The sequence below is a fragment of the Exiguobacterium sp. SH5S4 genome (genome assembly GCF_004337045.1).
GTDB lineage: Bacteria > Bacillota > Bacilli > Exiguobacteriales > Exiguobacteriaceae > Exiguobacterium > Exiguobacterium aurantiacum_A.
In genome coordinates, this window is the sequence record NZ_SJUQ01000027.1 from 1 (window position 1) to 23,822 (window position 23,822).

Annotated in this window: 20 protein-coding genes and 1 tRNA gene; all 21 read left to right on the forward strand. The window is 49.9% G+C overall.

What is annotated here, in order from left to right:
• The first annotated feature begins 213 nt into the window (after positions 1–213).
• The 21 genes from EVJ32_RS13240 (at position 214) to EVJ32_RS13340 (ending at position 23,789) form a co-directional block, all read left to right on the forward strand.
• Positions 214–290: transfer RNA gene (locus EVJ32_RS13240), tRNA-Met, on the forward strand.
• Between the two features lie 817 nt (positions 291–1,107).
• Positions 1,108–3,099 (forward strand): group II intron reverse transcriptase/maturase, encoded by a 1,992-nt coding sequence (gene ltrA, locus EVJ32_RS13245; RefSeq protein ID WP_131458739.1) that lies wholly within the window; start codon positions 1,108–1,110, stop codon positions 3,097–3,099.
• Between the two features lie 278 nt (positions 3,100–3,377).
• Positions 3,378–4,847: an alpha-amylase gene (locus EVJ32_RS13250; protein WP_131458740.1), complete on the forward strand. Its 1,470-nt coding sequence runs from the start codon at positions 3,378–3,380 to the stop codon at positions 4,845–4,847.
• An 84-nt stretch (positions 4,848–4,931) separates the two neighbouring features.
• The gene (locus EVJ32_RS13255) at positions 4,932–5,540 is read left to right on the forward strand and encodes a superoxide dismutase (protein WP_071397750.1); all 609 of its coding nucleotides are present in this window, start codon (positions 4,932–4,934) and stop codon (positions 5,538–5,540) included.
• Positions 5,541–5,693: 153 nt separating this feature from the next.
• Complete coding sequence (locus EVJ32_RS13260; RefSeq protein WP_201739052.1) at positions 5,694–7,751, forward strand: peptidoglycan D,D-transpeptidase FtsI family protein; 2,058 nt, start codon at positions 5,694–5,696, stop codon at positions 7,749–7,751.
• Positions 7,752–7,903: 152 nt separating this feature from the next.
• Positions 7,904–8,842, forward strand: coding sequence for a PstS family phosphate ABC transporter substrate-binding protein (locus EVJ32_RS13265; RefSeq protein WP_131458742.1), 939 nt, complete (start codon positions 7,904–7,906; stop codon positions 8,840–8,842).
• Between the two features lie 84 nt (positions 8,843–8,926).
• Entirely contained in the window at positions 8,927–9,871 is a 945-nt protein-coding gene (gene pstC / locus EVJ32_RS13270) for a phosphate ABC transporter permease subunit PstC (RefSeq protein WP_016508080.1), read from the forward strand.
• A 1-nt stretch (position 9,872) separates the two neighbouring features.
• Positions 9,873–10,784 carry a phosphate ABC transporter permease PstA gene (gene pstA, locus EVJ32_RS13275; protein WP_131458743.1) on the forward strand — a complete coding sequence of 304 codons (912 nt, stop codon included), beginning with the start codon at positions 9,873–9,875 and terminating at the stop codon, positions 10,782–10,784.
• Positions 10,785–10,887: 103 nt separating this feature from the next.
• Positions 10,888–11,649, forward strand: coding sequence for a phosphate ABC transporter ATP-binding protein PstB (gene pstB, locus EVJ32_RS13280; RefSeq protein ID WP_233589588.1), 762 nt, complete (start codon positions 10,888–10,890; stop codon positions 11,647–11,649).
• Positions 11,650–11,664: 15 nt separating this feature from the next.
• A complete protein-coding gene (gene phoU, locus EVJ32_RS13285) occupies positions 11,665–12,327 on the forward strand; it encodes a phosphate signaling complex protein PhoU (protein WP_071397746.1) in 663 nt (220 codons plus the stop codon).
• A 120-nt stretch (positions 12,328–12,447) separates the two neighbouring features.
• Positions 12,448–13,212, forward strand: coding sequence for a DUF4912 domain-containing protein (locus EVJ32_RS13290; protein ID WP_131440104.1), 765 nt, complete (start codon positions 12,448–12,450; stop codon positions 13,210–13,212).
• A 12-nt stretch (positions 13,213–13,224) separates the two neighbouring features.
• Positions 13,225–15,426: a 1,4-alpha-glucan branching protein domain-containing protein gene (locus tag EVJ32_RS13295; protein WP_131458745.1), complete on the forward strand. Its 2,202-nt coding sequence runs from the start codon at positions 13,225–13,227 to the stop codon at positions 15,424–15,426.
• Positions 15,427–15,510: 84 nt separating this feature from the next.
• The gene (rpmG, locus tag EVJ32_RS13300; RefSeq protein WP_016510885.1) at positions 15,511–15,675 is read left to right on the forward strand and encodes a 50S ribosomal protein L33; all 165 of its coding nucleotides are present in this window, start codon (positions 15,511–15,513) and stop codon (positions 15,673–15,675) included.
• 55 nt (positions 15,676–15,730) lie between these two features.
• A complete protein-coding gene (locus tag EVJ32_RS13305) occupies positions 15,731–16,285 on the forward strand; it encodes a 5-formyltetrahydrofolate cyclo-ligase (RefSeq protein ID WP_131458746.1) in 555 nt (184 codons plus the stop codon).
• Positions 16,264–17,034 carry a DUF92 domain-containing protein gene (locus EVJ32_RS13310; RefSeq protein WP_131458747.1) on the forward strand — a complete coding sequence of 257 codons (771 nt, stop codon included), beginning with the start codon at positions 16,264–16,266 and terminating at the stop codon, positions 17,032–17,034. Before EVJ32_RS13305 ends, EVJ32_RS13310 begins: the two co-directional genes overlap by 22 nt.
• 169 nt (positions 17,035–17,203) lie before the next feature.
• Entirely contained in the window at positions 17,204–18,160 is a 957-nt protein-coding gene (locus tag EVJ32_RS13315; protein WP_131458748.1) for an L-lactate dehydrogenase, read from the forward strand.
• A gap of 148 nt (positions 18,161–18,308) precedes the next feature.
• Positions 18,309–19,367 (forward strand): rhomboid family intramembrane serine protease, encoded by a 1,059-nt coding sequence (locus EVJ32_RS13320; RefSeq protein ID WP_131458749.1) that lies wholly within the window; start codon positions 18,309–18,311, stop codon positions 19,365–19,367.
• 15 nt (positions 19,368–19,382) lie between these two features.
• The gene (locus EVJ32_RS13325; protein WP_131458750.1) at positions 19,383–20,399 is read left to right on the forward strand and encodes a M42 family metallopeptidase; all 1,017 of its coding nucleotides are present in this window, start codon (positions 19,383–19,385) and stop codon (positions 20,397–20,399) included.
• A gap of 2 nt (positions 20,400–20,401) precedes the next feature.
• Positions 20,402–20,596, forward strand: a complete 195-nt coding sequence (locus EVJ32_RS13330) for a YqgQ family protein (RefSeq protein ID WP_070327032.1) — start codon at positions 20,402–20,404, stop codon at positions 20,594–20,596.
• Between the two features lie 93 nt (positions 20,597–20,689).
• Positions 20,690–21,652, forward strand: coding sequence for an ROK family glucokinase (locus EVJ32_RS13335; protein WP_304984927.1), 963 nt, complete (start codon positions 20,690–20,692; stop codon positions 21,650–21,652).
• 223 nt (positions 21,653–21,875) lie between these two features.
• Positions 21,876–23,789: an LTA synthase family protein gene (locus EVJ32_RS13340; RefSeq protein WP_131458752.1), complete on the forward strand. Its 1,914-nt coding sequence runs from the start codon at positions 21,876–21,878 to the stop codon at positions 23,787–23,789.
• Positions 23,790–23,822: the final 33 nt, after the last annotated feature.

A 23,822-nucleotide genomic window follows, 5' to 3' on the forward strand; every position in this document is an offset into this window, starting at 1 on the left:
TACAATAGTGAACGCAAGCAATGGAACCTAAAAAAAATGACTCCGGAGCAATACCGGAGCCATCTGATCGCCGCATAAAAGACGACGCACTTTTTATTAAACTGTCCGAAAAACAGGGCTCAGTTCAATAAGTAGTAGGACTTTTTTTCGTACATATGACTTTTCATTGACAGTGGCGGCTTCATTCAGTATATTATTACTGTATAACAACGTGGCGGTGTAGCTCAGCTGGCTAGAGCGTACGGTTCATACCCGTGAGGTCGTGGGTTCGACTCCCTCCGCCGCTACCAATAAGGACCCTTAGCTCAGCTGGTTAGAGCAGACGGCTCATAGTGCGATACGTTGACGTACAAGGTATGCAGAAATGCAGACCGAAAAGCGTCGGGTTCTTTGTTATAAAAGACCTAACTTATATCATGATAAGACAACGAAATCAGTTGTCCACTGCGATTACAGTGAAAATACCCTAATACTCCGACTTGCGTGGAGGTCTGATACGACCGAAAGGTAAGAAGCTCGGTGAAGTCGCCAAAAATGACAGTCCTATGTAGCTCATAGGATGGGTAAGAAGTAGGCGGGGGGCTAAAAACACTATATGGTGAGAATCGGTGTAGCACACCTAGACGAACCTGTGAAATGAAAACGTGAAATGTCTCAATTGATGGTAACATCTTTGGTTAATATTCGGCGGATATCCTTTTGTGGGTAGTCATATCTGCATTCATCGATTACGAACGATGAATAACTGGGAGGGTCTAATCGGATTCCCTTATCGAATATGCACGTATAGCAGGCACCTAAGTAGTGATATGAACAGCTAATGATATAGGAACGTATGATATCCTCGGTTGGTATTACAAACCCGTATCAGGGGCCAATAAGCGGTAGGAAATGACCGTTAAACGAGGAAGTCGGAATCCCCATAGTAGTGATGAAAGCTATGAAAGTAGCCGGAGCGAAGGGGGAAAGTCAAATTGTACTTTGATAATTTAATGTGTGTGTACGCTAAGAAACGGTTGTAAACCATAAAATGTTTGTATTGTGGTGGGAGGAGGAACATGTCTGACTACTATAATCAATGAACTTAGCGAGGCTGACCTCAAAGCGATGAAGAATAATCTCTATGAGCAGAGTAAAGAAGGTAAACGAAATTTTACCGGACTTTACGAACTTATATGCAATAGGGAGAATATAATTCACGCGATTCGGAAAGTCAAAAGTAATAGTGGATTCAAAACTACCGGTGTAGATAAAATATCCGGACAAGAATTCTTAGACGGAGACGCTATGATCACGTTCGACGCAATACGCGAAAGACTTGAGAATTACGAACCCGGAAAGGTACGAAGAGTACTAATACCGAAAGCTAACGGTAAAACCCGACCTTTAGGTATTTCTAACATCATTGATCGTGTGATACAAACGGCGGTAGCCAATATCATAGAACCTATATGTGAGGCACAATTTTACGAACACAGCTACGGATTTCGCCCTATGAGAGGCATTGAACACGTATTAGCGAGATTTTCATATCTCACTACGTATAATCAACGTCACTGGGTAGTCGAAGGGGACATCAAAGGATACTTCGACAATATTGATCACAAAATACTAATCAATAAACTTTACAAGATGGGTATACGTGACAAACGAGTCCTAGCCATAATAAAGAAGATGTTAAAAGCCGGTATCGAGAATATCACCGAAAGAAATGAAATAGGAACTCCACAAGGTAGTACGATATCTACTCTACTAGCGAATGTATATCTAAACGACTTTGATCACTGGGTTGCTAAACAATGGGATGAATTCGAAACCCAACACAAAGGGTATAGAAAAGATTACAAAATGAAGCAACTCAAAAAGACGAACCTGAAACAGGGATACCTTATCAGGTATGCTGATGACTGGGTTATTTTAACCAGTTCTGAGGAAGAAGCGATTAGATGGAAAAAGTCTTGTACCTCCTATCTAAAGAGAAATCTAAAGATAGAACTAAGTGAGGAAAAGACGAAAATAACCGATCTAACGAAAGAAAGAGCGGTTTTCGTGGGTATTGATTTCGTCAAAGCGCTCGGTAAAAACAACAATTACACGTTAAGAACTTATCCCAACTCTGAAAGGCTAAGGGAAAAACGTGGAAAGTTAATAGAAGCGCTAAAGGATATACGAAAATCAAGTAGAGTAAATAGTACGGAAATGGGCATCGCGATCTTGAGGTATAATTCGATTGTCCGAGGACTAAACAACTTCTACCGATTCTGTACTATGTACAGTAAAGCACTTACCACACTAAGTTGGAGTATTAAGAAGGAACAATTCCTTACTAAGAAAAAACGAAATGGCGAGTGGGTGAAGATGAAAACCTGTGCCAACCTAATACCATATCACGATCGATTTGGGGACAGATATACAATATCTTGGAGACTTCTCGATAATAATATGGGACTCGCAAAATTAGGTATCGGTAACTTTGTTAAACCTAAAGCATTTGCTCAATGGATAAACATATACAGTACCGATGGTATGAGAAAATATCAAGAAATCACCGGAAAAACACCTTTCACGAAATCCAGAAACCCATATCTGACTCACTCTAATATGTCGGATTTGATTGCAAGAAATATCGACACGATTTACACTCTCGAATACTTTATTAATCGACCCATGGTATTCAATAGAGACAAAGGTAAGTGCCGACATTGTGAAACGGTACTCACTGGAAACGGAGATGTAGATATACATCACATCGATCCGAATGCAAAGGGAGACAAGATCAATAAAGTCAATAACTTAGTGACGTTATGTAAAACATGTCACATCGACGAACATCGGAGATTACGGGAAGAAAAGAAGAAAAAGCGGAAGAGTAATAAGAACCGAACACCTTCGGAGGCTGTTACTTATAGGACTTCCGAGAGGAAGAGTAACAGACCATCTAAAGAAATTCTGCTGAATTTAATTCAAACCGAATCTTATTTGGAAATCGGAAGGAAATTCGAGGTATCCGGGAATGCAGTCAAGAAATGGGCTATAAAATATGGAATTCATGAAATGAGAAAACTAAAACACAAGACTACAAAACCTAACACACATTAAATATCAACTTAAACAATTGATGGGTCGCTGTATGCGGTGAAAGTCGCACGTACAGTGATAAGCGGGGGAAAACAATTAGCCTTCCGGGTAATGCCGAAGGGGAACGTTACCTATCGCAACACCGTCCGGTCGTAGGTTCAAGTCCTACAGGGTCCATCAAAGACAGCTTTCTGATGAAAGCTGTCTTTTTATTTACATTTTTGTTTTCAAAAGTGAAGACGTGGGTAAATATTCGTTAGCATTTTATTTTTGAAAAATATGAAACGAGGCGAAGTAAGATGGAACGAAATCATACGATGATGCAATTTTTTGAATGGCACGTCCCGGCTGACCAAAAGCATTGGAAGCGATTGAAAGAACGTGCTTCTAAGTTGAAAAAAGCAGGAATCACCGCACTTTGGTTGCCACCTGTCACAAAAGGTCAAAATGATGAGGATACGGGATATGGTGTCTATGATTTGTATGATTTAGGCGAGTTTGATCAAAAAGGGACCATCGCTACAAAATATGGGACGAAGCAAGAGCTGCTTGAGGCGACGAAACACGCCCAAGAGCTCGGGATGCAAGTATATATGGACGTCGTGTTGAACCATAAAGCTGGAGCCGACGCAACCGAGAAGTTCGACGTGTTAGAAGTCGACTCGGAAGACCGGACGAAAGTGTTGTCGGAAGAACCGTTTGAGATCGAAGGGTGGACGAAGTTTGATTATAAAGAACGAAACGATAAGTACTCGTCGTTCAAATGGAACTTCCATCATTTCAACGGCACGGACTATGACGCGGCGAGCGAGCATAGGGGTATCTTCTTCATCTTAGGCGATAACAAAAAATGGAATGACAACGTCGATAGTGAGTTCGGCGTATACGATTATCTGATGTTCGCGAACATTGACTATCATCATCCGGAAGTCCGGGAAGAAGTGTTAAGTTGGGGCAAGTGGTTCATCGAAGAGACGAAATGTGACGGCTTCCGTCTCGATGCGATCAAACATATTAACTATGATTTCGTCAAAGAGTTCAGCCAAACGATGAAAGATGAAAAAGGCGAGAACTTTTACTTGGTCGGTGAGTTTTGGAAGTCAGAGCTCGAAGATTGCCGCGCCTTTTTAGACAATATCGACTATCACGTCGATCTGTTCGACGTGCCGCTCCACTACAATTTGCAACGTGCCTCGATCGAAGGTGCATCGTTTGATTTGCGGACGATTTTTGACGACACGCTCGTCCAGTCCCACCCGTTTCACTCGGTCACGTTCGTCGACAACCATGACTCACAGCCGGCCGAGGCGCTCGAATCATGGGTCAAAGATTGGTTTAAACAAAGTGCTTACGGTCTGATCTTGCTTCGCCGAGACGGTTATCCGTGCGTCTTCTATGGGGATTACTACGGTATCAACGGGCCCCACCCGACTGAAGGGAAGAAACAGGCCATCGATCCGCTTCTGTACGCACGTCGCGAAAAAGCATACGGGCAGCAAGATGATTACTTCGATAACGAGAACGTGATCGGCTGGGTCCGACACGGTAGCGAGGACATCGAGCGCTCAGGTTGTGCCGTCATCATCTCGAATAACGAGGAGGCGGAGAAACGGATGTACGTCGGGGAATATCGTGCCGGGGAGAAATGGGTCGACTTGACGCAGACGATCGATGAAATCATCGAGATTGACGAAGATGGAAAAGGGGTATTTAAAGTAGCGGCAGGATCGATCTCGGTCTGGGCGTTGCCGGACGAAGAGGTGGAATAAGCCTTTACAATTGAGTAAGCCGTCACAAATCTGTTACATTTAAAGCGAACGTTGTTCAAACCAATTTAAAGGGGGATTTTAGTTATGGCTAAATTTGAATTACCACAACTTGATTACGCATACGATGCACTCGAACCACACATTGACGCACGCACGATGGAAATCCACCATTCGAAACACCACAACGCTTACGTCACGAACGTGAACAATGCACTCGAAGGAAAAGATGTAGAGTACTCTTCACTTGAAGACTTGCTCCAAAAACTCGATTCGCTTCCTGCTGACATTCAGACAGCTGTTCGTAACAACGGCGGCGGCCATTGGAACCACTCGTTCTTCTGGAAGTTGTTGAAGAAAAACGAGAACGGGACACCAACGGGCGAACTCGCAACGGCGATCGACGAAGCGTTCGGCAGCTTTGACGCGTTTAAAGATGAGTTCACGAAAGCCGCTACAACTCGTTTCGGTTCAGGTTGGGCTTGGCTCGTCGTCAAAGGCGGCAAGCTCGAAGTCACGTCGACACCGAACCAAGATTCACCGATCATGGAAGGCATCACGCCGATCCTCGGACTCGATGTTTGGGAGCACGCGTACTACTTGAACTATCAAAACCGTCGCCCGGACTACATCCAAGCGTTCTTCCACGTCATCGACTGGGATTACGTCGCGAAGCTTTACGCTGACGCCAAATAATGACACGATCCCGAGATTCGGTTGAATCTCGGGATTTTTTCTACATTTCATTAATTTGTAAACAAATTATGATATAGTGAAAATCGAGTCTGAAAATAGAAATACAGAAAAGTATAATATAGAAGCAACTGAATGTGGAAGGAGATAACTGAATTGGCTAGACACCGTGTGAAAGTGCCGAAAAAACGGCGTAACCACCTTCCGTTACGGTTAAATTTATTGTTCTTTATCGTCTTCATCTTGTTTGCGACGTTGATTTTTCGGTTAGGCGTCGTCCAAATCGTCAACGGAGAGTTGATCGCCCGAGAAGTTCAAAAGACCGAGTCGAGCAAGATCAAGTACGAGGTGCCTCGCGGCAAAATCTACGATCGGAACGGGCAAGTTTTGGCCGACACGATCTCGAACTATTCGGTCATGTACCGTCGCTCCCAAGTGACGAAAACGGAGGAGCGTCTCGATGTTGCGGTCAAACTTGCTAAGATCGTCGACATTCCGGAGAAAGACCGCAAAGTGACCGAACGGGACCGCAAGGACTATTGGATCGCCATCGATCCCGAGCGCTCGCAAGAACGAGTTCAATCGCTTCTCGCCGAGCTGCCGGAAGAAGAGCGGGCCGCCTTGTCGAACCAAGCAGTCGATCAGTTGCTGCTTGATTCAATCACACAAGCAGAGATCACGTTCGATGATGCGACCGAAGAGATCATCGCCATCAAACATAATATGGAGAGCGGGTACGCGTTAGACCCACAAGTCATCAAGATCGGCGCGTCGCCGAAAGAGATGGCTTTGATCGAAGAAAACTTGGAGCTGTTGCCAGGCGTCAGCGTCGAACCGTATTACCAGCGGGCTTATCCGTTCGGTGAAACGTTCCAAAGTTTCCTCGGAAGCTATCGTCAAATCCCGGCCGAGCAACGGGCCTCGTATCAAGCGAAAGGCTACGGGTTGAACGATCGGGTCGGGACGTCTTATCTCGAGCAGCAATATGAAGATATTTTACGCGGGACCCCGGCCTATGACGTTTTCACGACGTATAAAGGTCAACCGGTCGGTGAGCCTACGCGCGTGAGCGGTAATCCCGGAAAAGACATCATCTTGTCGACGGATATCGAATTCCAAAAAGAAGTCGATGAGATCTTGAAGAAGGCGATCCGTGCCGGGCGTTCGGGGAGTCCGCACTTCGACCGGGCTTTCGTTGTCGTCATGAATCCGAAGACGGGCGAGCTGCTCGCTTTGTCTGGCCAAGAGTTAGATCTTGAGACGAACGAGTTTAAAGACGTCTCGACAGGAACCGTGCTCCGGGCGAGCCAAATCGGCTCGACGATCAAAGGGGCGACCGTCGCGTTCGGACTTGAAGAAGAAGTCATCAAGCCGGGCGAATACATTTACGACGCGCCGATCCGCATCGGGTCTTCGCTCAAATCGTCTTACCGGAACATGGGGAACATCAACGACCTCGATGCGCTTGCCATGTCGTCGAACATTTACATGTTCCAGATCGCGCTCAGGCTCGCCGATTATTACTCGACCGGCCAAATCGTCGGTGACAACGTCACTGAGGCGTTCAATACGATGGAGCACTACTATAAACAGTTCGGACTCGGGATCGAGACGGGCATCGATCTTCCTTACGAATCAATCGGTTTCCGGAGCGTACCCGACCGCGTCACACTGTTGATGGATATGTCGATCGGTCAGTTCATCTCGTACACGCCGATCCAACTCGCGCAATATACGTCGACGCTTGCCAACGGCGGATATCGGGTGCAGCCGCATCTGTTAAAAGAGATCATTGAACCGGGATCGCTCGATGAGATGAACAAACAAGTCGTCAGCACGTTCCAGCCGAAAGCGCTGAACAAAGTCGACATCCGCGACGAGTTCATCCAGCGTTCGCGTCAAGGCTTCCGTCAAGGGGTCGAGAGCGGGACGTCACGGATTCTCCAACAGACGGGAGTGACGGCGGCCGGTAAGACCGGGACCGCGCAAGCGATCGCGGAAGGGCCGGACGGTCAAGCGAAGCGAAACGATAAAGGTGAGCCGATCAAGACGCTCAACTCGAACCACGTCGGCTGGGCTCCGTATGACGATCCAGAGATCGCGTGGGCGATCATCATGCCAGGTCTTGAGGCGGAAGGCGTCAACACGCGCGTCGCCCATGACATCATGAAAGTATATTTTGATTTAGAAGACGTCCAAGCGCAGCTCCAGTAAAGAAGTCACTTCGGTGGCTTCTTTTTTTATCTTTACAATTCTTTTACGTTCCGTTTATTTATCGTTAATAGTAGTTTATTAGGATGTTAATTGTAGGACGAAACAACAGATCCACAACACAAATCAAAGCAAACTCAAGGAGGACGTCAGAAATGTCTTGGATGAAAAAATCAGCTTTACTCGCTTCAATCACTTCGGTGGCCATCGTCGGTGCCGCGTGTGGAAACAATGAAGAAGAAAACGGTGGAGCCGAAGGGGACGCACTTTCAGGTAAAGTCGTCATGGACGGTTCGTCTACCGTATTCCCAATCATGGAAGCGGTCGCTGAAGAGTATTCAGCTGAACAGCCAGACGTTGAAGTAACGGTCGGTGTATCTGGAACGGGCGGCGGCTTCAAACGTTTCGTGACCGGGGAGACAGACTTCTCGAACGCATCACGTGAAATCAAAGAAGAAGAAGCAGCCGAAGCTGAAGCGAACGGCGTCGAGTACACAGAAATCGCGGTCGCGCTTGACGGATTGGCAATTGTCGTCAACCCTGAGAACGATTGGGCCGATGATATCACGATGGATGAGCTTAACATGATGTGGACAGATATGAACGTGAAGACATGGAAAGACGTCCGCTCGGACTGGCCGGATGAAGAGATCTCATTCTTCTCACCTGGTAAAGACTCAGGTACGTTCGATTACTTCAACGAAGCAGTTCTCGAAGATACAGACGTTCGCCAAGATGCACAGTTGTCAGAAGACGACAACGTCCTCGTAACAGGAGTTGCCGGAACGAAAAACGCGATCGGTTTCTTCGGATACGCGTACTACATTGAAAACGAAGGCACGTTGAAATCGTTGAAAGTAAACGGCGTCGAGCCGACAGCTGAGAACGTGACATCGTTCGAATACCCACTGTCACGTCCAATCTACACGTACGTGAACAACGCATCGATGCAAGAAAAGCCGCAAGTTGTAAACTTCGCACGCTTTATGAACGAAAATGCCGGAGCACTTGCTGAAGAAGTCGGCTATGTCGCGATGGAGCAGGCAAGTTACGATGAGAACGCTAAACTGATTGATGAACTCGCTGGTGAATAAATAGAGCAAATGGCAGAAGGTGAGAGATTCTCTCGCCTTCTCGCCATGCTTTCTAGTATGAAGAGGTAGGGAGCGATAAACGAGATGAACGAATCAAAAAATGAGTTCTCGATTCGAGAGATGATTAACGCGAATAAGCAAAAAAAATATAGTACGACGAACGTGTTTGACAAAATCATGCCGTTCTTATTATTCTTGAGCGCATTTGTCTCGGTCGTCACGACGATCGGGATTGCTTTGACGCTCGGCTTCGAACTGTTCAAGTTCTTTGAAAAAGTCCCGGTACGCGACTTCCTAGGCTCGACCGAATGGTACCCGCTCAGTGCGGACCCGAGTTTCGGTGTTTGGGCGCTCGTCATGGGCACACTCCAAATCACGCTCATCGCGATGATCGTGGCAGTGCCGCTCGGACTCGCATCGGCCATTTATTTGAGCGAGTACGCGTCTGAACGGGCCCGGACGATTCTCAAGCCGATCCTTGAAGTCCTCGCCGGTGTTCCGACGATCGTCTTCGGGTTCTTCGCCTTGTCATTCGTCACACCGATCTTGCAGTCGCTCATTCCAGGGTTGAAGATCTATAACGCCCTCAGTCCAGGGATCGTCGTCGGCATCATGATCATCCCGATGATCGCGTCGATTTCGGAAGACGCGATGAGTGCCGTTCCGAAAAAGATTCGTGACGGGGCACTCGGCCTCGGTGCGACACGTCTAGAAGTCGCCCTCAAAGTCGTCATGCCAGCCGCGCTCTCCGGAATCATCGCTTCGATCGTCCTCGGGATGAGTCGAGCGATCGGTGAGACGATGATCGTCACGATCGCGGGTGGGTCGCAACCGAACTTCGAGTTCAACCCGCTCGACTCGATCCAAACGATGACGGCGTATATCGTCCAAATCGCCAAAGGTGACGCCGGTTACGGGACAATCGAATACTATAGTATCTATGCGGTCGGTGCGCTTCTATTCATCTTTACGCTCGTGATGAACTTGTTCGCGAACTGGGTGACGCGCCGCTTCAGAGAGGAGTACTAATATGGCTTTGCCGAACAGTGAGTTCAAGAATACGAAGAACTATATTGACCATGAGACCGTATCGCGACGGATTAAAAGTCGCCTACGATTGAACGAAATCTTTAAATACATCTTTTTAGCGGGGCTCATCTTCGCCTTGCTCGTCCTATCGACGCTTATTTATGACGTGATCTCAAAAGGTGGCGGCTGGGTCAATCTCGACTTCCTCCGCAACTTCCCGTCACGCCGCGCCGAACAGGCCGGTCTTTATCCGGCTTTGATCGGGACGCTTTGGCTCATGATGCTAATCGTGCCGATGGTGTTTATCGTCGGTGTCGGTGCCGCGATTTACTTGGAAGAGTACGCACCGAAAAACCGGCTCACGTCGTTTATCGAAGTGAACATCTCGAACTTGGCGGGTGTCCCGTCGATCGTGTTCGGTTTGCTCGGATTGACGTTCTTCGTCCGGACGGCCGGACTTGGCAGCTCGGTCATGACGGGGGCGCTGACGCTCGGTCTGATGAGTTTGCCGATTGTCATCGTCGCGTCACAAGAAGCGTTACGGTCTGTTAAGATGGAGCTGCGTCATGCGTCGCTCGCAATGGGTGCCTCGAAATGGCAGACGACGTTCAACGTCGTGTTACCGTCAGCCATTCCAGGGATCATCACAGGGATCATCTTGGCCGTATCCCGGGCCATCGGCGAGACGGCACCGCTCATCATGATCGGGGCGGCGACGTTCATCTCGACGACACCGAACAATGTGTTTTCAGACTTCACAGCACTCCCGATTCAAATTTACAGCTGGACGAGCCGTCCGCAAGCTGAATTCCAAAACATTGCCGCTGCCGGCATCATCGTCTTGATGACACTGCTCATCACGATGAACTCGGCCGCAATCTATATCCGCAACAAGTATACAAATCGACATTAAGTCGCAGCAGTAAACGAGGAGGACTCTCGAGATGATGAAACAAACAGAGCTTAAAGGAGATCATAACGTGAATACAACGACGACCCAACCGACCGAGACCGTGATGCAAAAAGACAGTGCTTATGTCGTGAACAATTTGAACTTATGGTACGGCGACGATCAAGCATTGATCGACGTCAATCTCGACATTAAGAAAAACGAAGTGACGGCCATCATCGGTCCGTCTGGTTGTGGGAAGTCGACGTTCATCAAGACGTTGAACCGGATGGTCGAACTCGTCCCGACGGTACGGACGAACGGGGAGATTCTTTACCATGGCCGCAACATCTTTGATCGTGACTATAGAGTTGAAGATCTCCGCACGTCGGTCGGGATGGTGTTCCAGCAGCCAAACCCGTTCCCAAAATCCGTGTACGACAACGTCGCGTACGGACCGCGCACGCACGGGATCAAAAATAAAAAAGTGCTCGACGAGATCGTCGAACGCTCACTGCGCGGCGCCGCGATTTGGGAAGAAGTGAAAGATCGCTTGAACGAAAACGCCTACGGTCTCTCAGGTGGTCAGCAACAGCGCCTTTGTATCGCCCGGACACTTGCCATTGAACCAGACGTCATTCTTATGGACGAGCCGACGTCAGCGCTTGACCCAATCTCGACACTTAAAGTCGAAGAGCTCGTCCAAGAGTTGAAAGAGCAATATTCGATCATCATCGTCACGCACAACATGCAACAGGCAGCACGTGTGTCTGACAAGACGGCGTTCTTCTTGAACGGGGAAGTCGTCGAGTTCGACGCAACCGATAAAATCTTCTCGAATCCAACTGACAAGCGGACTGAAGATTACATTTCTGGCCGGTTCGGTTAAGAGGGGGAGATTACTATGGCACAAAATCGCGCGTTTTTTGATGTTAAATTACATGAACTAGAAGAGAAAGTCGTTCGCTTGGCGAACTTGACGATGCGCCAAACGGCGACGGCGATCGAGGTACTCGAGAAACGAGACCTCACGCTCGCCCAGACGGTGATCGACAATGATAACGAACTAGATGACCTCGAACTTGAAATCAACGACCAGGCGATTCTCTTGATTGCCAAACAACAACCGGTCGCGACTGATCTTCGCCGCTTGATCGTGACGATGAAGTCCGCGACCGATCTTGAACGGATCGCGGATTACGCGACGAACATCGCTAAAGCCGTGACGCGAATCGAGCACGTCCCGTACTTGCTTGACATTAAGCCGCTCAAGCAGATGGCCGAACAGTTGATCGATATGCTTGAACTCGCAACCCGGGCCTATCGTAAAGGTGAAGCCAGCCGGGTCCGTGAGTTGAATGAGATGGACAAAGTCATCGATGATCTCAACTTACAGGTGATCAAGCAATATATCGGAAGTCTACCGACGATGACGGTCGGAACGAACGATGTTTATGAGTTTGCAAACATCGCCCGCTATCTCGAGCGGATGGGCGACCATGTGACCAATTTCGGGGAACATTTGATTTTTCTCGAAAAAGGGAAGCATTATGATTTAAATCAGTGATAAAAGTGGTAAAGAACAACAGGTCTGTTGTTCTTTACTTTTTTTTGTGCAGGAATTCACTGAAAAAGAACGAATACGTAGAGCATATGGATTTTTTTTTTGGAAGGGAGCCAGACATAAATGGAAGAAAAAATCGTATCCTTGAAACAACAAGGGCTTACGTTAAAACAGATTGCAGAACAATTAGACATGCCAGTCGGAAAAGTCCAGTACGCATGGCGTAAATGGCGTTCCCAGAACGGTGAGGTCACCAAGCCGACAACCGCTCCTAAAAAATCTTCTAATGAAGGGAAGGATAGAATGAAACGAAACGAGAAAGAAGCTCCAACAGTGGGGCAGGTCGCCTCGACACTCCATCACGAAGAGCCGAAGCAGTCACCGCTCCTTGAAACAGGTCCAGACGGTTTTTGGAAGCTTCCAGACCGCTACGATGTCGACCTCATGCACGCGGTCGTTCAATCCCCGAACGCGGTCTATGTTTTTTGGGAAGTGTCAGACGCTGTGAAAGAGACGCTGACGATGCAGTTCATGCGGCCGTGGGAAGATTTGCCGAAGGCGTTCCGCATCTTAGACATCACCCTGCTCGATTACACATCTGGTCATGCGAACCGGTCTTATACGTTCGAGTTGCCGGAAATGACGAACAGCTGGTTCGTCCGTCCGCTCGACCCGAACACGACGTACGTCTTCGAATTCGGGATTCGGACGATGGAAGGCGAATTTCTTCCGCTCGTCGCCTCGATGCCGATTGATACGCCGCGGAACGAACCGGCAGGAGTCGGACGTTTTGCCGAGCCGGTCAGACGTTGGCAATTCGGTGAAGTCGAGTCACCAGAACTACTCGATACGTTACCAAAATATTCTGCATACCGCTGCGTACGCTGAGGAGGACACACTATGAAACCAGGTTATTTTTCACTCGTCCTACATGCCCATCTTCCGTACGTGAGGCATGAAGAGAAACACCGGCTAGAAGAACGCTGGGTATATGAAGCCATCTCCGAGACATACATCCCGATTCTGTGGCAAGTCGATCGACTTCAACGGCCGCTACATTGGACGGTCAGTATTTCTCCGCCCGTCATCGAAATGCTCGCCGACCCGCTCGTCCAAGATCGCTACCTCGGACATTTAGATGAAATGCTTGAACTGATTTCAATCGAACTGGCTGAGGGTCGGAGCGAACAAGAAGTCGAGACGCTTCATTTTTACGAGCGCCGTTATCAAGATTTGAAGAACACGTTCCTCCATTGGGAGAAAAATTTGAACCAAGCGTTCCGTACATATCGTGAGCGAGGCTTCATCGATATGGTCACATGTACGGCGACACACGGTTTCAACCCGCATCTGTTCACCGATCAGGCGGCGCGGGCCGAGATTCGGACCGGATTGAACTGCTTCGAGCGGCATTACGGCTTCCGTCCGACCGGCATTTGGTTACCGGAATGTGCGTATACGCCAGGAGTCGACCGCATCCTCTATGAGGAAGGGATTCGCTACACGTTCGTCGATGAGCACGCGTTGCTCGAGGCCGACCCGACGCCGGACAAAGGCATCGGTGCGCCTGTCTATTCGCCGCACGGAGTCGCTTTGTTCCCACGTGATCAAATTATCTCCGGGAAGATTTGGAGTTCGATGATCGGTTATCCGGGGCATCCGGACTATCGCGAGTTTTATCGCGATCTCGCCTACGATCGGGACTGGGAATACATTCAAGCGTTCATGCATCCGGAAGGCATCCGTTTCGACACAGGTTTGAAAATGCATCGTATCACGGGCGACAGCGACGAAAAAGACTATTACGTCCGCGGATGGGCCGAACATCAAATCGATAATCACGCGACCGATTTCGCCGAGACGCTCGCGGCGCATTTAGAAGCGCACGGTGGACAAACGTTCCCGCCGTTCCTCGTCACGGCACCGTTCGACGCCGAACTGTTCGGCCATTGGTGGTTTGAGGGCCCTGAATTTTTAGGGCAAGTCGCGGAGCGGCTAGAGGCATACGGGATTGAGACGATCACGCCGGCACTCTTCCTCGAGCGTCATTTCCAAGACCTGCAAACAGTACAAGTTTCGATGAACACGTGGGGCCGGAAAGGTTACGGCGATGTTTGGATCAACGAACGCAACGAATGGATGCTCAGACATTTGCACACGATGGAGACGCAACTCGTCAAAGACGTGGCCGACTATCGGAACACCTCGCCACTCGCCGACCGGGCGTTAAGACAGCTCATTCGTCATTATGTGCTCTCAGTCTCGAGCGATTGGGCGTTTATCTTGGACGGCCAGACGACGGCGCAATACGCCGCCGAACGCTTCCGGGAACATACCCGTCTGTTTGCCGAACTCGAAACGGCGCTTTACGAAGGCAAGCTATCGGATCGCTTGCTAGACGAGCACTACACGGTCTATCCGTTCTTAGACGACGTGGACATTGATATCGATACGTTCCTATCTCCACACGACTATTATGTGACGCAGGAGCGTGGCGAAGAAGGTGAGGTCATTCTCGTCCTCACGCCAGAATATACAGGCAATATCGTGGGCGACCTCGGTCACCGCGTCGTCGCTGAAGTCGAGGCACGAGCGGCTGACGGGGAGACCGTTTACGTCCTCACGCCGCACAGTGAAGGATTACCTGAATACGAGCGCCACAATCGCGTTCACGTGTACCGGGTCCCGCTCACGAGTCCGTTTCTAGAGCATGTCATGAACCAAATCGCTGCTCAGAACGTCGCCTACGTGAAACTCGTCCAACAGTTACAGACGATGGTCAACTTCAAAGCGGTCCATCATTTCGATTGGATGACGATTCCAGCGGCACGTTCACTTGCGAAGTCACTAGATATTCCGTTATACTCAACTATGTTGTCATTTGAAACGACCCGCAACCCGCACGGGCACGGTGGCCTGTTCGATGCGATCCATCGCATTGAAAACGGCGTCCTCTCGGAAGCTGATACGGTTTATGTCGGTGAACAGCTCTCGATCGAGGAGCTCGCGACGCGGTATGTGATCGGCGATAACGTAAAAACGTGCCTACCGCTCGACGCGTCACCGTACGGGCAGAAACGTTTGAAAAAGAACGTGAAATAACCTTGCTTTTTCAAAAAAAACTTGGTAGGATAATTGAGTATGCTTAGACTGTAAAGCAAAAGCACTTGATACAACATTAGTAAGATGGGAGTGAAAGATATGCGCGTTAAAATCACACTAGCTTGCACAGAAACAGGCGATCGCACGTACATCACGAAGAAAAACAAACGTAACAACCCAGAGCGCCTCGAATTGCGCAAATACAACCCACGTCTCCGTCGTCACACGCTTTACCGCGAAGTGAAATAATTGAGACCGGCCGTCACTCATGTGGCGGCCTTTTTTTCGATAGGAGGAATAAAAGATGACGGCTAAACAAGAGCTCCGAAAAGCGGTTCATGTGAATATTCGCGTGCTCACCGATCGTGACGAGCGTGATGAAGCGATCCTACATACCGTGGCGTCACTTCCTGAGTGGCAACAAGCGCATACGGTCGCACTCACATTGTCACTCGACCTTGAAGTGAATACGCGTCCGCTCATCGATACAGCTTTAAAAGCAGGAAAATCGGTGTTGGTGCCGAAAGTAATGGAACAGGGGCTCACGTTCCACGAAATCAGGACGTTCAGCGACCTCGAGCCGGGGGTAATGGGTATTCTCGAGCCGACGACCGCGGAAACCGACCTCGACATCGATGTCTGTATCGTCCCAGGCCGTGTCTTTGACCGTTCTGGATATCGGATCGGTTGGGGCGGGGGTTATTACGACCGTTTCTTAGCGACATATCGCGGTGCGACGATCGCGCTCGCCTACGACGTACAAGTGCTCGACGAAATACCGATCGAACCACACGACATACCTGTCGAACTGATCGTGACAGAAAGGGAAATGATTCGATGCTCTCAATCGTCCTCGTAACTTGTCTAGTTGCACTGGCCGGATATCTTCTCCGGTCGTTGACGTTCTCTGGAGCGATCTTGACGATCGTGACAGGGGCGGTCATCGGGTTTGGTTTTGGCTGGTTCGGGCTGTACTTGCTCGGTGTGTTCTTTTCGACGTCCTCGCTCGCTTCAAAATATCGCGCCCGCGACAAGGCGTCGGTCGATGACATCGTTGAAAAATCCGGGCCGCGTGATTTCGTGCAAGTGCTTGCGAACGGAGGAATCGCCATGCTCACCGCAATCGGAATGGCGATGACTTCGAACGAGGCGTGGCTATTCGCTTACGTCGTTTCAATCGCGGCGGCGACGAGTGACACGTGGGGGTCCGAGTTCGGCGTCCTCGCATCGCGCCGACCGCGCTCCGTTTTGACATTGCGTGAAGTTGAACCGGGGACGAGCGGTGGGGTGTCACCGTTCGGTACGCTCATGTCCATCGCCGGCGCGACGATCATCGTCTTGGCATCGCTCCCGTTCTTGAACATAACGATGGGCACGCTATTTCTATTGATTGCGCTCGGTCTGAGCGGCAGCGTCGTCGATACGTTACTCGGTGCGACCGTGCAACGAAAGTATCGCTGTCGGACGTGCCGAAAACTGACGGAGAAAAAGCTGCATCACGGCGAAGCGACCGACTATGTATCTGGATGGCGCTTTCTCGGCAACGACGCCGTTAATTTCTTGGCGATCGCCTCCGCGGCGGCGATTGGTTTTCTTGTTTTCGCATAAGGGTAGTACAGAGAATGAGGATGTTTCAAACGAATGTGAATTTTGTCACAATATTGCCAAACTGAAAACGGTTTCTCTTGTATTGACTGTTTGTGAATGATGTTACAATCTAGGTGTAACAGACAAAACAAAAACATGAAACAGATTGTTTGAAGGGTGGAAAAACAACATGGAAACATTAAATCATGCAAAAGTAACACGGGTCGCTCTCGTCGGGGCCGGAGCGGTCGGTGCAAGCTTCGCGTATCAATTGACGACAGCGAGCCTATGTGAAGAACTCGTTATCATCGACATCAACAAGGCGAAGGCAGAAGGCGAAGCGATGGACTTGAACCACGGCGTCTCGTTCGCTTCGTCACCGATGCGCGTATGGGCTGGAGATTACACGGACTGCGGTGCTGCAGATATCGTCGTCATCACGGCCGGAGCTCCTCAAAAACCAGGTGAGACACGTCTCGACCTCGTTGAGAAAAATGCGAAAATCATGAAATCGATGATCACTGAAATCATGGCTTCTGGCTTCGACGGTATCATCATCCTCGCGTCAAACCCGGTCGATATCATGACACACTTGGCTTGGAAATACTCGGGTCTTCCGAAACATCGCGTCTTCGGATCAGGGACTGTACTCGATACGTCACGCCTCCGCTACATGCTAGGTGATTACTTCAACGTCGATCCGCGCAACTGCCACGCTTACATCATGGGTGAGCATGGCGATACCGAGTTCGCGGCGTGGAGCAACGCCCGGATTTACGGCAAATCGGTCGAACAGTTGCTTGAAGAGAACGACGAGTATACGTGGGAAGACCTTGAAGACATCTACGTCAACGTTCGTGACGCTGCGTATCACATCATCGAACGTAAAGGCGCGACGTACTATGCGATCGGTCTCGGCTTGCTTCGTCTCGTCAAAGCGGTGCTCCGTAACGAGAACACGTTGCTCACGGTCGGTGCCTACTTGGATGGAGAGTACGGCTTGAACGATATTCATATCGGTGTGCCGGCAATCATCAACCGCCAAGGCGTGCGTCAAGTCGTCGAAATCGAGTTATCAGAAGAAGAGAAGCAGAAAATGCTCCATTCGGCAGACGTGTTGTTGAAAACGATGAAACCTGTTTTATAATATATTCGCGATATAGACGTAGTCGGCGTATGCCGGCTACGTTTTTTATGTGTTGGCACGGACGGCGGACAGATTCAGAAAGCGCCAACTTTTGTCGTCATGATCGAATTGGATTACAATTAAGACAGAAGGAAAGGAGGGGATTCAGTTGACGCAACCGGGATGTTTTTGGGAAGACATTTACCATGCGGTCGAGGCAGGCGGTCGGGTCGAAGGGATACTCGAGCCTTCGCGCGCGCTGCTATTGTTCGACACGAAAGCTGGAGACCTCTATCACCTGTACATAAAGACGGATAAGGCGTGGGCAAACCATGTCGCGATCGAGATCGAGGCGGTCATGAGCTCGTTCCGACTCGCACGACTCGGGCGTGCGAAGCTTCATGTCCATATATACGGCGACGCGCTCGTCGATGAGGAGCGACTTGAGACGTTGTCGTTCCAAGTCGCGGCCAAGGTGAGACTCGACAGGCACACGTGTGGCGATGAACAAGATGAGACCCGGTTTCGGTCGCTCGCGCTCGCACTCGATAAACAGCGAAAAGCCGAACTGAAGAAGCGATTCTCATTCGGTGAACCGCAACTCGTCTATGCGCTCATGATGTTGACATTTGTCGTCATGTGGCTCGCCGAATCGCTCGGCTCGACGCTCGATCCGAACACGCTCATCCGATTCGGCGCCAAAGTCAATCCGCTCATCGACGATGGCGAATGGTGGCGCCTTGTCACACCGATGTTCCTTCATATCGGCTGGTTTCATTTTGCGATCAACATGTTCGCGCTCTGGTCGCTCGGTCCGCTCGTCGAACGCATGTATGGGTCACCGAGGTTCTTGACGATCTATCTGTTGGCGGGCGTCATCGCGTCGACTGCCTCCTACGCGTTCAGTGAAGCGATTTCGGCAGGCGCGTCCGGTGCATTGTTCGGTCTCGTCGGCGCACTGCTCTATTTCGGACTGCGTGACCGTTCGCTGTTCATGAAGACGCTCGGCCCACCGCTGTTTATTATGTTAGGATTGAACGTAGGGCTCGCCTTCGTCCTCGGTGCCAGCTTGGACCACTCGGCCCATGCCGGGGGCCTCATCGGTGGATTTTTGATGGCGGGCGTGGTCGGATTACCTGATGAAACGACAAAAAAATGGCGCCTGTTGTTCACGGTGCTCGCTATTGGATTGACCGGGACATTATACTGGCTCGGATATAATCGATGACAAAGGAGTAACAACATGATTGATACGTTAAAACGATTAGTAGAGATTCCAAGTCCTTCTGGAATGACGCACGAAGCAGTCAGTTACGTCGAACGAGAGCTCACGGACCTCGGGGTCGAGACGAGCCGATTGACGAAAGGGGCACTTTTAGCCACGTTTCCTGGACAAAGTGGCCCGGCCCGTCTCTTGACCGCCCACGTCGATACGCTCGGTGCGATGGTGAAGGAAGTGTTGCCGAGCGGACGCTTGCGGCTGACGCAAGTCGGCGGTTACGCCTGGACCGCGATCGAGGGAGAGAACTGTCTCGTCCATCGCGAGGCGGGCGAGGCGGTGGACGGGACGATCCTCGTTCATCAATCGAGTGTGCACGTCTATAAAGACACGAACAGTGCCGAGCGGACGGCGACTAACATTGAAGTGCGTCTCGATGCCGACGTTCATACGGCGGACGACGTCCGGGCATTAGGCATCGAAGTCGGGGACTTCATCTCGTTCGATCCCCGTTTCAAGCAGACGGAGACGGGTTATGTTAAGTCACGCCATCTCGATGATAAGGCATCGGTCGCCATCCTGCTCGATTTGGCGCGTGACTTGGTCAAAGCGGACTTGCCACATACGGTCTACTATTTGATTTCCAACTATGAAGAGGTCGGTTTTGGCGGGAACGCCGGGATCCCGGACGAAGTCGATGAGTATATCGCAGTCGATATGGGCGCGCTCGGGGACGGGCAACACTCGGACGAGTACACGGTATCGATCTGTGCCAAAGATTCCTCAGGTCCGTACGACCTCGAGTTGCGTCGTCAGTTCACGAAGCTTTGCCGCGACCACGACATTCCGTTCAAAGTCGACATTTATCCGTTCTACGGTTCGGACGCATCAGCTGCGATCCGGGCCGGCTATGACGTACGACATGCGCTCGTCGGTCCTGGGATCGAGTCGAGCCACAGCTATGAACGGACGCACCAAACATCGCTCGAGGCGACACGAGCGTTGCTGTATCGCTACGCATTGACCGCGATGGGGGAATAATGATGAGAAACTTTTATGACGTGCAACAGTTTTTAAAATCGTTTGGCACAATTATTTACATCGGAGAGCGTGACGCCGAGATCGGTCTCATGATGATGGAGTTAGACGAATTGAACGCCGGTGGGATGATCGAACAGCGCGAGTATGACACGGCAAAGATTATTTTGACGCATGAACTAAAAAATTCAATAGATTGACAGAAAAACCTCTTGTGCAAATGTTTGCACAAGGGGTTTAATAGTGTAGACTATTGAATGAAAGCGATTTATTTGAGACGAGGAGTGGAATGCATGAAGTGGTTATTAGGAATCGACATCGGCGGGACGACGGTGAAAATGGCCGTCCTAGACATGAACGGGATCATTTCAGACAAGTGGGAGATCAAGACGGACATCCGTGATAATGGGGTACATATCCCGACAGATATCGCCGCCTCGTTTGAAGCGTACCTTCAGCAATCGGGAAAAGTGAAGCATGATTTTGCGGGTGCGGGAATCGGAGCTCCGGGATTCATCAACTTCTCAGAAGGTGTCGTCGAATACTCGCCGAACATCGGATGGAAGAACTTTGAGCTCGTTAGCGAATTCGAGAAAGCGGTCGGATTGCCGGCCGTGCTCGAGAATGACGCGAACGCGGCCGCGCTAGGGGAGATGTGGAAAGGCGCCGGTGAAGGAGCGTCTGAACTGCTCGCAATCACACTCGGTACGGGTGTCGGAGGCGGTGTCATCACGAACGGGAACATCGTCCATGGGGCGGCCGGCATGGCTGGTGAGATCGGACATATCACGGTCGAGCGCGACGAGGCGAAAGCGGTCATGTGTGGATGTGGGCGCAAAGGCTGCATCGAGACGATCGCCTCAGCAACCGGCATCGCCCGTCTCGCTTTACAAAAGCGTAAAGGGAGAACGACGTCATTGAACGAGTTAGGTGAAGTGACGGCTCGCGATGTGTTTGAAGCCTATAAAGCGAAAGACGAGGTCGCGACAGAAGTCGTCGAAGAGATGACGGAATATCTCGGGTTGACGATTTCAAACATCGCCAACACGTTGAACCCTAAAATGATCGTGATCGGCGGCGGCGTTTCAAAAGCGAGACAAGCTTTGCTCGAGCCGCTTGATGAACAATTTAAGCGGTTTGCCCTTGAACGGGTATATACGTCGACGACGTTCAAAATTGCCGAACTCGAGAATGACGCCGGGGTCATCGGCTGCGCTTGGCTGGCACGAAAACATTTTTTGCCGACTAGAGTCTAACCTGTAAAGCACACATGCGATCTCGCATGTGTGCTTTTGACGTACAAAGGGAATTGTAAAGGTATGGTTGATTTTTTGTTAAAAAAGGGGTAAGATTTGGACTTGATACTGGACTGTTACCGTTAGTGAAATAGATAACAAGCCAACTACATGTTATTGAACTTATTCATGGCGCATCCTGCTTGAGGACGTCTTAAAACTGAAAAGAGGAGGAGGCCGTCAGATGAAGTCATCTCAAAGCTTATCGAAGCTGACTATGCGACTGAATGAAACGGTCCGCGCTTCGTTTCAAGAATATCGGTTATTTTGGATATTTAGTTTATTACTTTGGACGAAGACGTACGTAGTTTACCAATTTTTCTTTGACATCCCGATTGAAAACACAGCTCAAGCGTTCATCTTGTTGATCAGTCCGATCAGCTCGACCTTGTTCTTGTTCGCTTTTAGTTTCTTCTTTAAAGGAAATAAGCAAAAGTGGGTGCTGTATACCCTTTATGCGGTCGCCTCGTTCCTGTTGTTCGCGGACGCTGTCTACTACCGCGAGTTTACGGACTATTTGACGATGCCTGTCATTTTGCAACCGTCGAACATGGAGACGCTGTCGACTTCATTCATGTCACTGCTTGAATGGAAAGACTTGATCATTCTTGGGGACGTGCTCGTTTTGCCGTTCGTACTACGGAAGATCAATACGTTGCAAACCGCCGCGTCTCACCGCCGGGCGCTCATCACGTTCGTGGCAGCTGTCGCCGTGTTCTTGTTCAACTTGTCGCTTGCTGAGACGGAACGCCCTGAACTGTTGACGCGTTCGTTCGACCGTGAGCTGCTCGTCAAAAACATCGGGACGTTCAACTTCCACGTCTATGACGCGATGCTTCAAACGAAGACGTCCGCGCAGAAAGCGATGGCCGATGGGTCGGAGTTAGCCAAGATTGAAAAGTATACCCGCCAAAACTATGCGGCGCCGAATCCGGATTTGTTCGGAAAATATAAAGGCAAAAACGTGGTCGTCGTCTCGCTCGAGTCGACACAAAACTTCACGCACAATATGAAAGCGGCGAACGGCGAGTATATCACGCCGAACTTGAACAAGCTGATCGAAGAGTCCCATTACTGGCCAAACTATTACCATACGGTCGGGCAAGGGAAAACGTCAGACGCCGAGTTCGCCCTCGATAATTCGCTGTATGGCCTGCCACGTGGAGCCGTTTACTTCACGAACGCTGATAATGAGTACCAAGCTCTTCCTGAACTGATCAAAGAAGAGAACTATTATTCGGCCGTGTTCCATGCGAACAACAAATCATTTTGGAACCGCGATTTGATGTACAAGAATACCGGTGTCGACATGTTCTATGATGAGAAGAGTTACGACCTTGGGAATCCTGAGGACATGACGGAGTGGGGCTTGTTGGACGATAGTTTCTTTGAACAATCGATTCCGATGCTCGAGGAACTCCCGCAACCGTTCTATGCGAAGTTCATCACGCTCACGAACCATTTCCCGTATACGATGCCGAGCGAGGATTACGAACTCGTGCCGAAATTCGAGACGAACTCGACGACGCTTAACAACTTCCCGCAGGCACTCGCTTACCAAGACTATGCGCTTGGCCTGTTCATCGACCAACTGAAACAGAACGGGATGTGGGAAGATACGATTTTCGTCGTGTACGGTGACCACTACGGCATTTCGACAAACCATAACGACGCGTTGGCCGACTTGCTCGGTAAAGAAGAGTTGACGCCGTATGATGTGGCGAAACTTCAACAAGTGCCGTTCGCCATCCATTTGCCGGGCCAAGAAACAGGCGAAGTCCATGAGACGATCGGAAGTCATATCGACATGAAGTCGACGCTCCTGCACTTGCTCGGCATCGATACGTCGGACTTGGTCGGGTTCGGGAACGACTTGTTCGCTGAAGACCGCAACAGTCGTGCCATCTTCCGAGACGGCACGGTCGTCACGGAAGATTACGTGTGGACGCAATCGATGTGTTACGATGCGACGACTGGAGAAGCGGTTGAAGATACGACACTTTGCGGACCGGTCACGGAAGAAGCCGAAAAAATCCTGCAAATGAACGATGACTTGATCTATTCGGATTTGCTTCGCTTCAAAGAACAAACCGATTAATAATCAAGAGCTAGCGCTGACCGTTAAACGTCA

What these genes read in the sequence shown, in the direction of transcription:
- ltrA (WP_131458739.1), top strand. Translation starts at nt 1,108, where the DNA reads ATGAAGAATAATCTCTATGAGCAGAGTAAAGAAGGTAAACGAAATTTT.
- EVJ32_RS13250 (WP_131458740.1), top strand. Translation starts at nt 3,378, where the DNA reads ATGGAACGAAATCATACGATGATGCAATTTTTTGAATGGCACGTCCCG.
- EVJ32_RS13255 (WP_071397750.1), top strand. Translation starts at nt 4,932, where the DNA reads ATGGCTAAATTTGAATTACCACAACTTGATTACGCATACGATGCACTC.
- EVJ32_RS13265 (WP_131458742.1), top strand. Translation starts at nt 7,904, where the DNA reads ATGTCTTGGATGAAAAAATCAGCTTTACTCGCTTCAATCACTTCGGTG.
- pstC (WP_016508080.1), top strand. Translation starts at nt 8,927, where the DNA reads ATGAACGAATCAAAAAATGAGTTCTCGATTCGAGAGATGATTAACGCG.
- pstA (WP_131458743.1), top strand. Translation starts at nt 9,873, where the DNA reads ATGGCTTTGCCGAACAGTGAGTTCAAGAATACGAAGAACTATATTGAC.
- pstB (WP_233589588.1), top strand. Translation starts at nt 10,888, where the DNA reads ATGCAAAAAGACAGTGCTTATGTCGTGAACAATTTGAACTTATGGTAC.
- phoU (WP_071397746.1), top strand. Translation starts at nt 11,665, where the DNA reads ATGGCACAAAATCGCGCGTTTTTTGATGTTAAATTACATGAACTAGAA.
- EVJ32_RS13290 (WP_131440104.1), top strand. Translation starts at nt 12,448, where the DNA reads ATGGAAGAAAAAATCGTATCCTTGAAACAACAAGGGCTTACGTTAAAA.
- EVJ32_RS13295 (WP_131458745.1), top strand. Translation starts at nt 13,225, where the DNA reads ATGAAACCAGGTTATTTTTCACTCGTCCTACATGCCCATCTTCCGTAC.
- rpmG (WP_016510885.1), top strand. Translation starts at nt 15,511, where the DNA reads ATGGGAGTGAAAGATATGCGCGTTAAAATCACACTAGCTTGCACAGAA.
- EVJ32_RS13305 (WP_131458746.1), top strand. Translation starts at nt 15,731, where the DNA reads ATGACGGCTAAACAAGAGCTCCGAAAAGCGGTTCATGTGAATATTCGC.
- EVJ32_RS13310 (WP_131458747.1), top strand. Translation starts at nt 16,264, where the DNA reads ATGCTCTCAATCGTCCTCGTAACTTGTCTAGTTGCACTGGCCGGATAT.
- EVJ32_RS13315 (WP_131458748.1), top strand. Translation starts at nt 17,204, where the DNA reads ATGGAAACATTAAATCATGCAAAAGTAACACGGGTCGCTCTCGTCGGG.
- EVJ32_RS13325 (WP_131458750.1), top strand. Translation starts at nt 19,383, where the DNA reads ATGATTGATACGTTAAAACGATTAGTAGAGATTCCAAGTCCTTCTGGA.
- EVJ32_RS13330 (WP_070327032.1), top strand. Translation starts at nt 20,402, where the DNA reads ATGAGAAACTTTTATGACGTGCAACAGTTTTTAAAATCGTTTGGCACA.
- EVJ32_RS13335 (WP_304984927.1), top strand. Translation starts at nt 20,690, where the DNA reads ATGAAGTGGTTATTAGGAATCGACATCGGCGGGACGACGGTGAAAATG.
- EVJ32_RS13340 (WP_131458752.1), top strand. Translation starts at nt 21,876, where the DNA reads ATGAAGTCATCTCAAAGCTTATCGAAGCTGACTATGCGACTGAATGAA.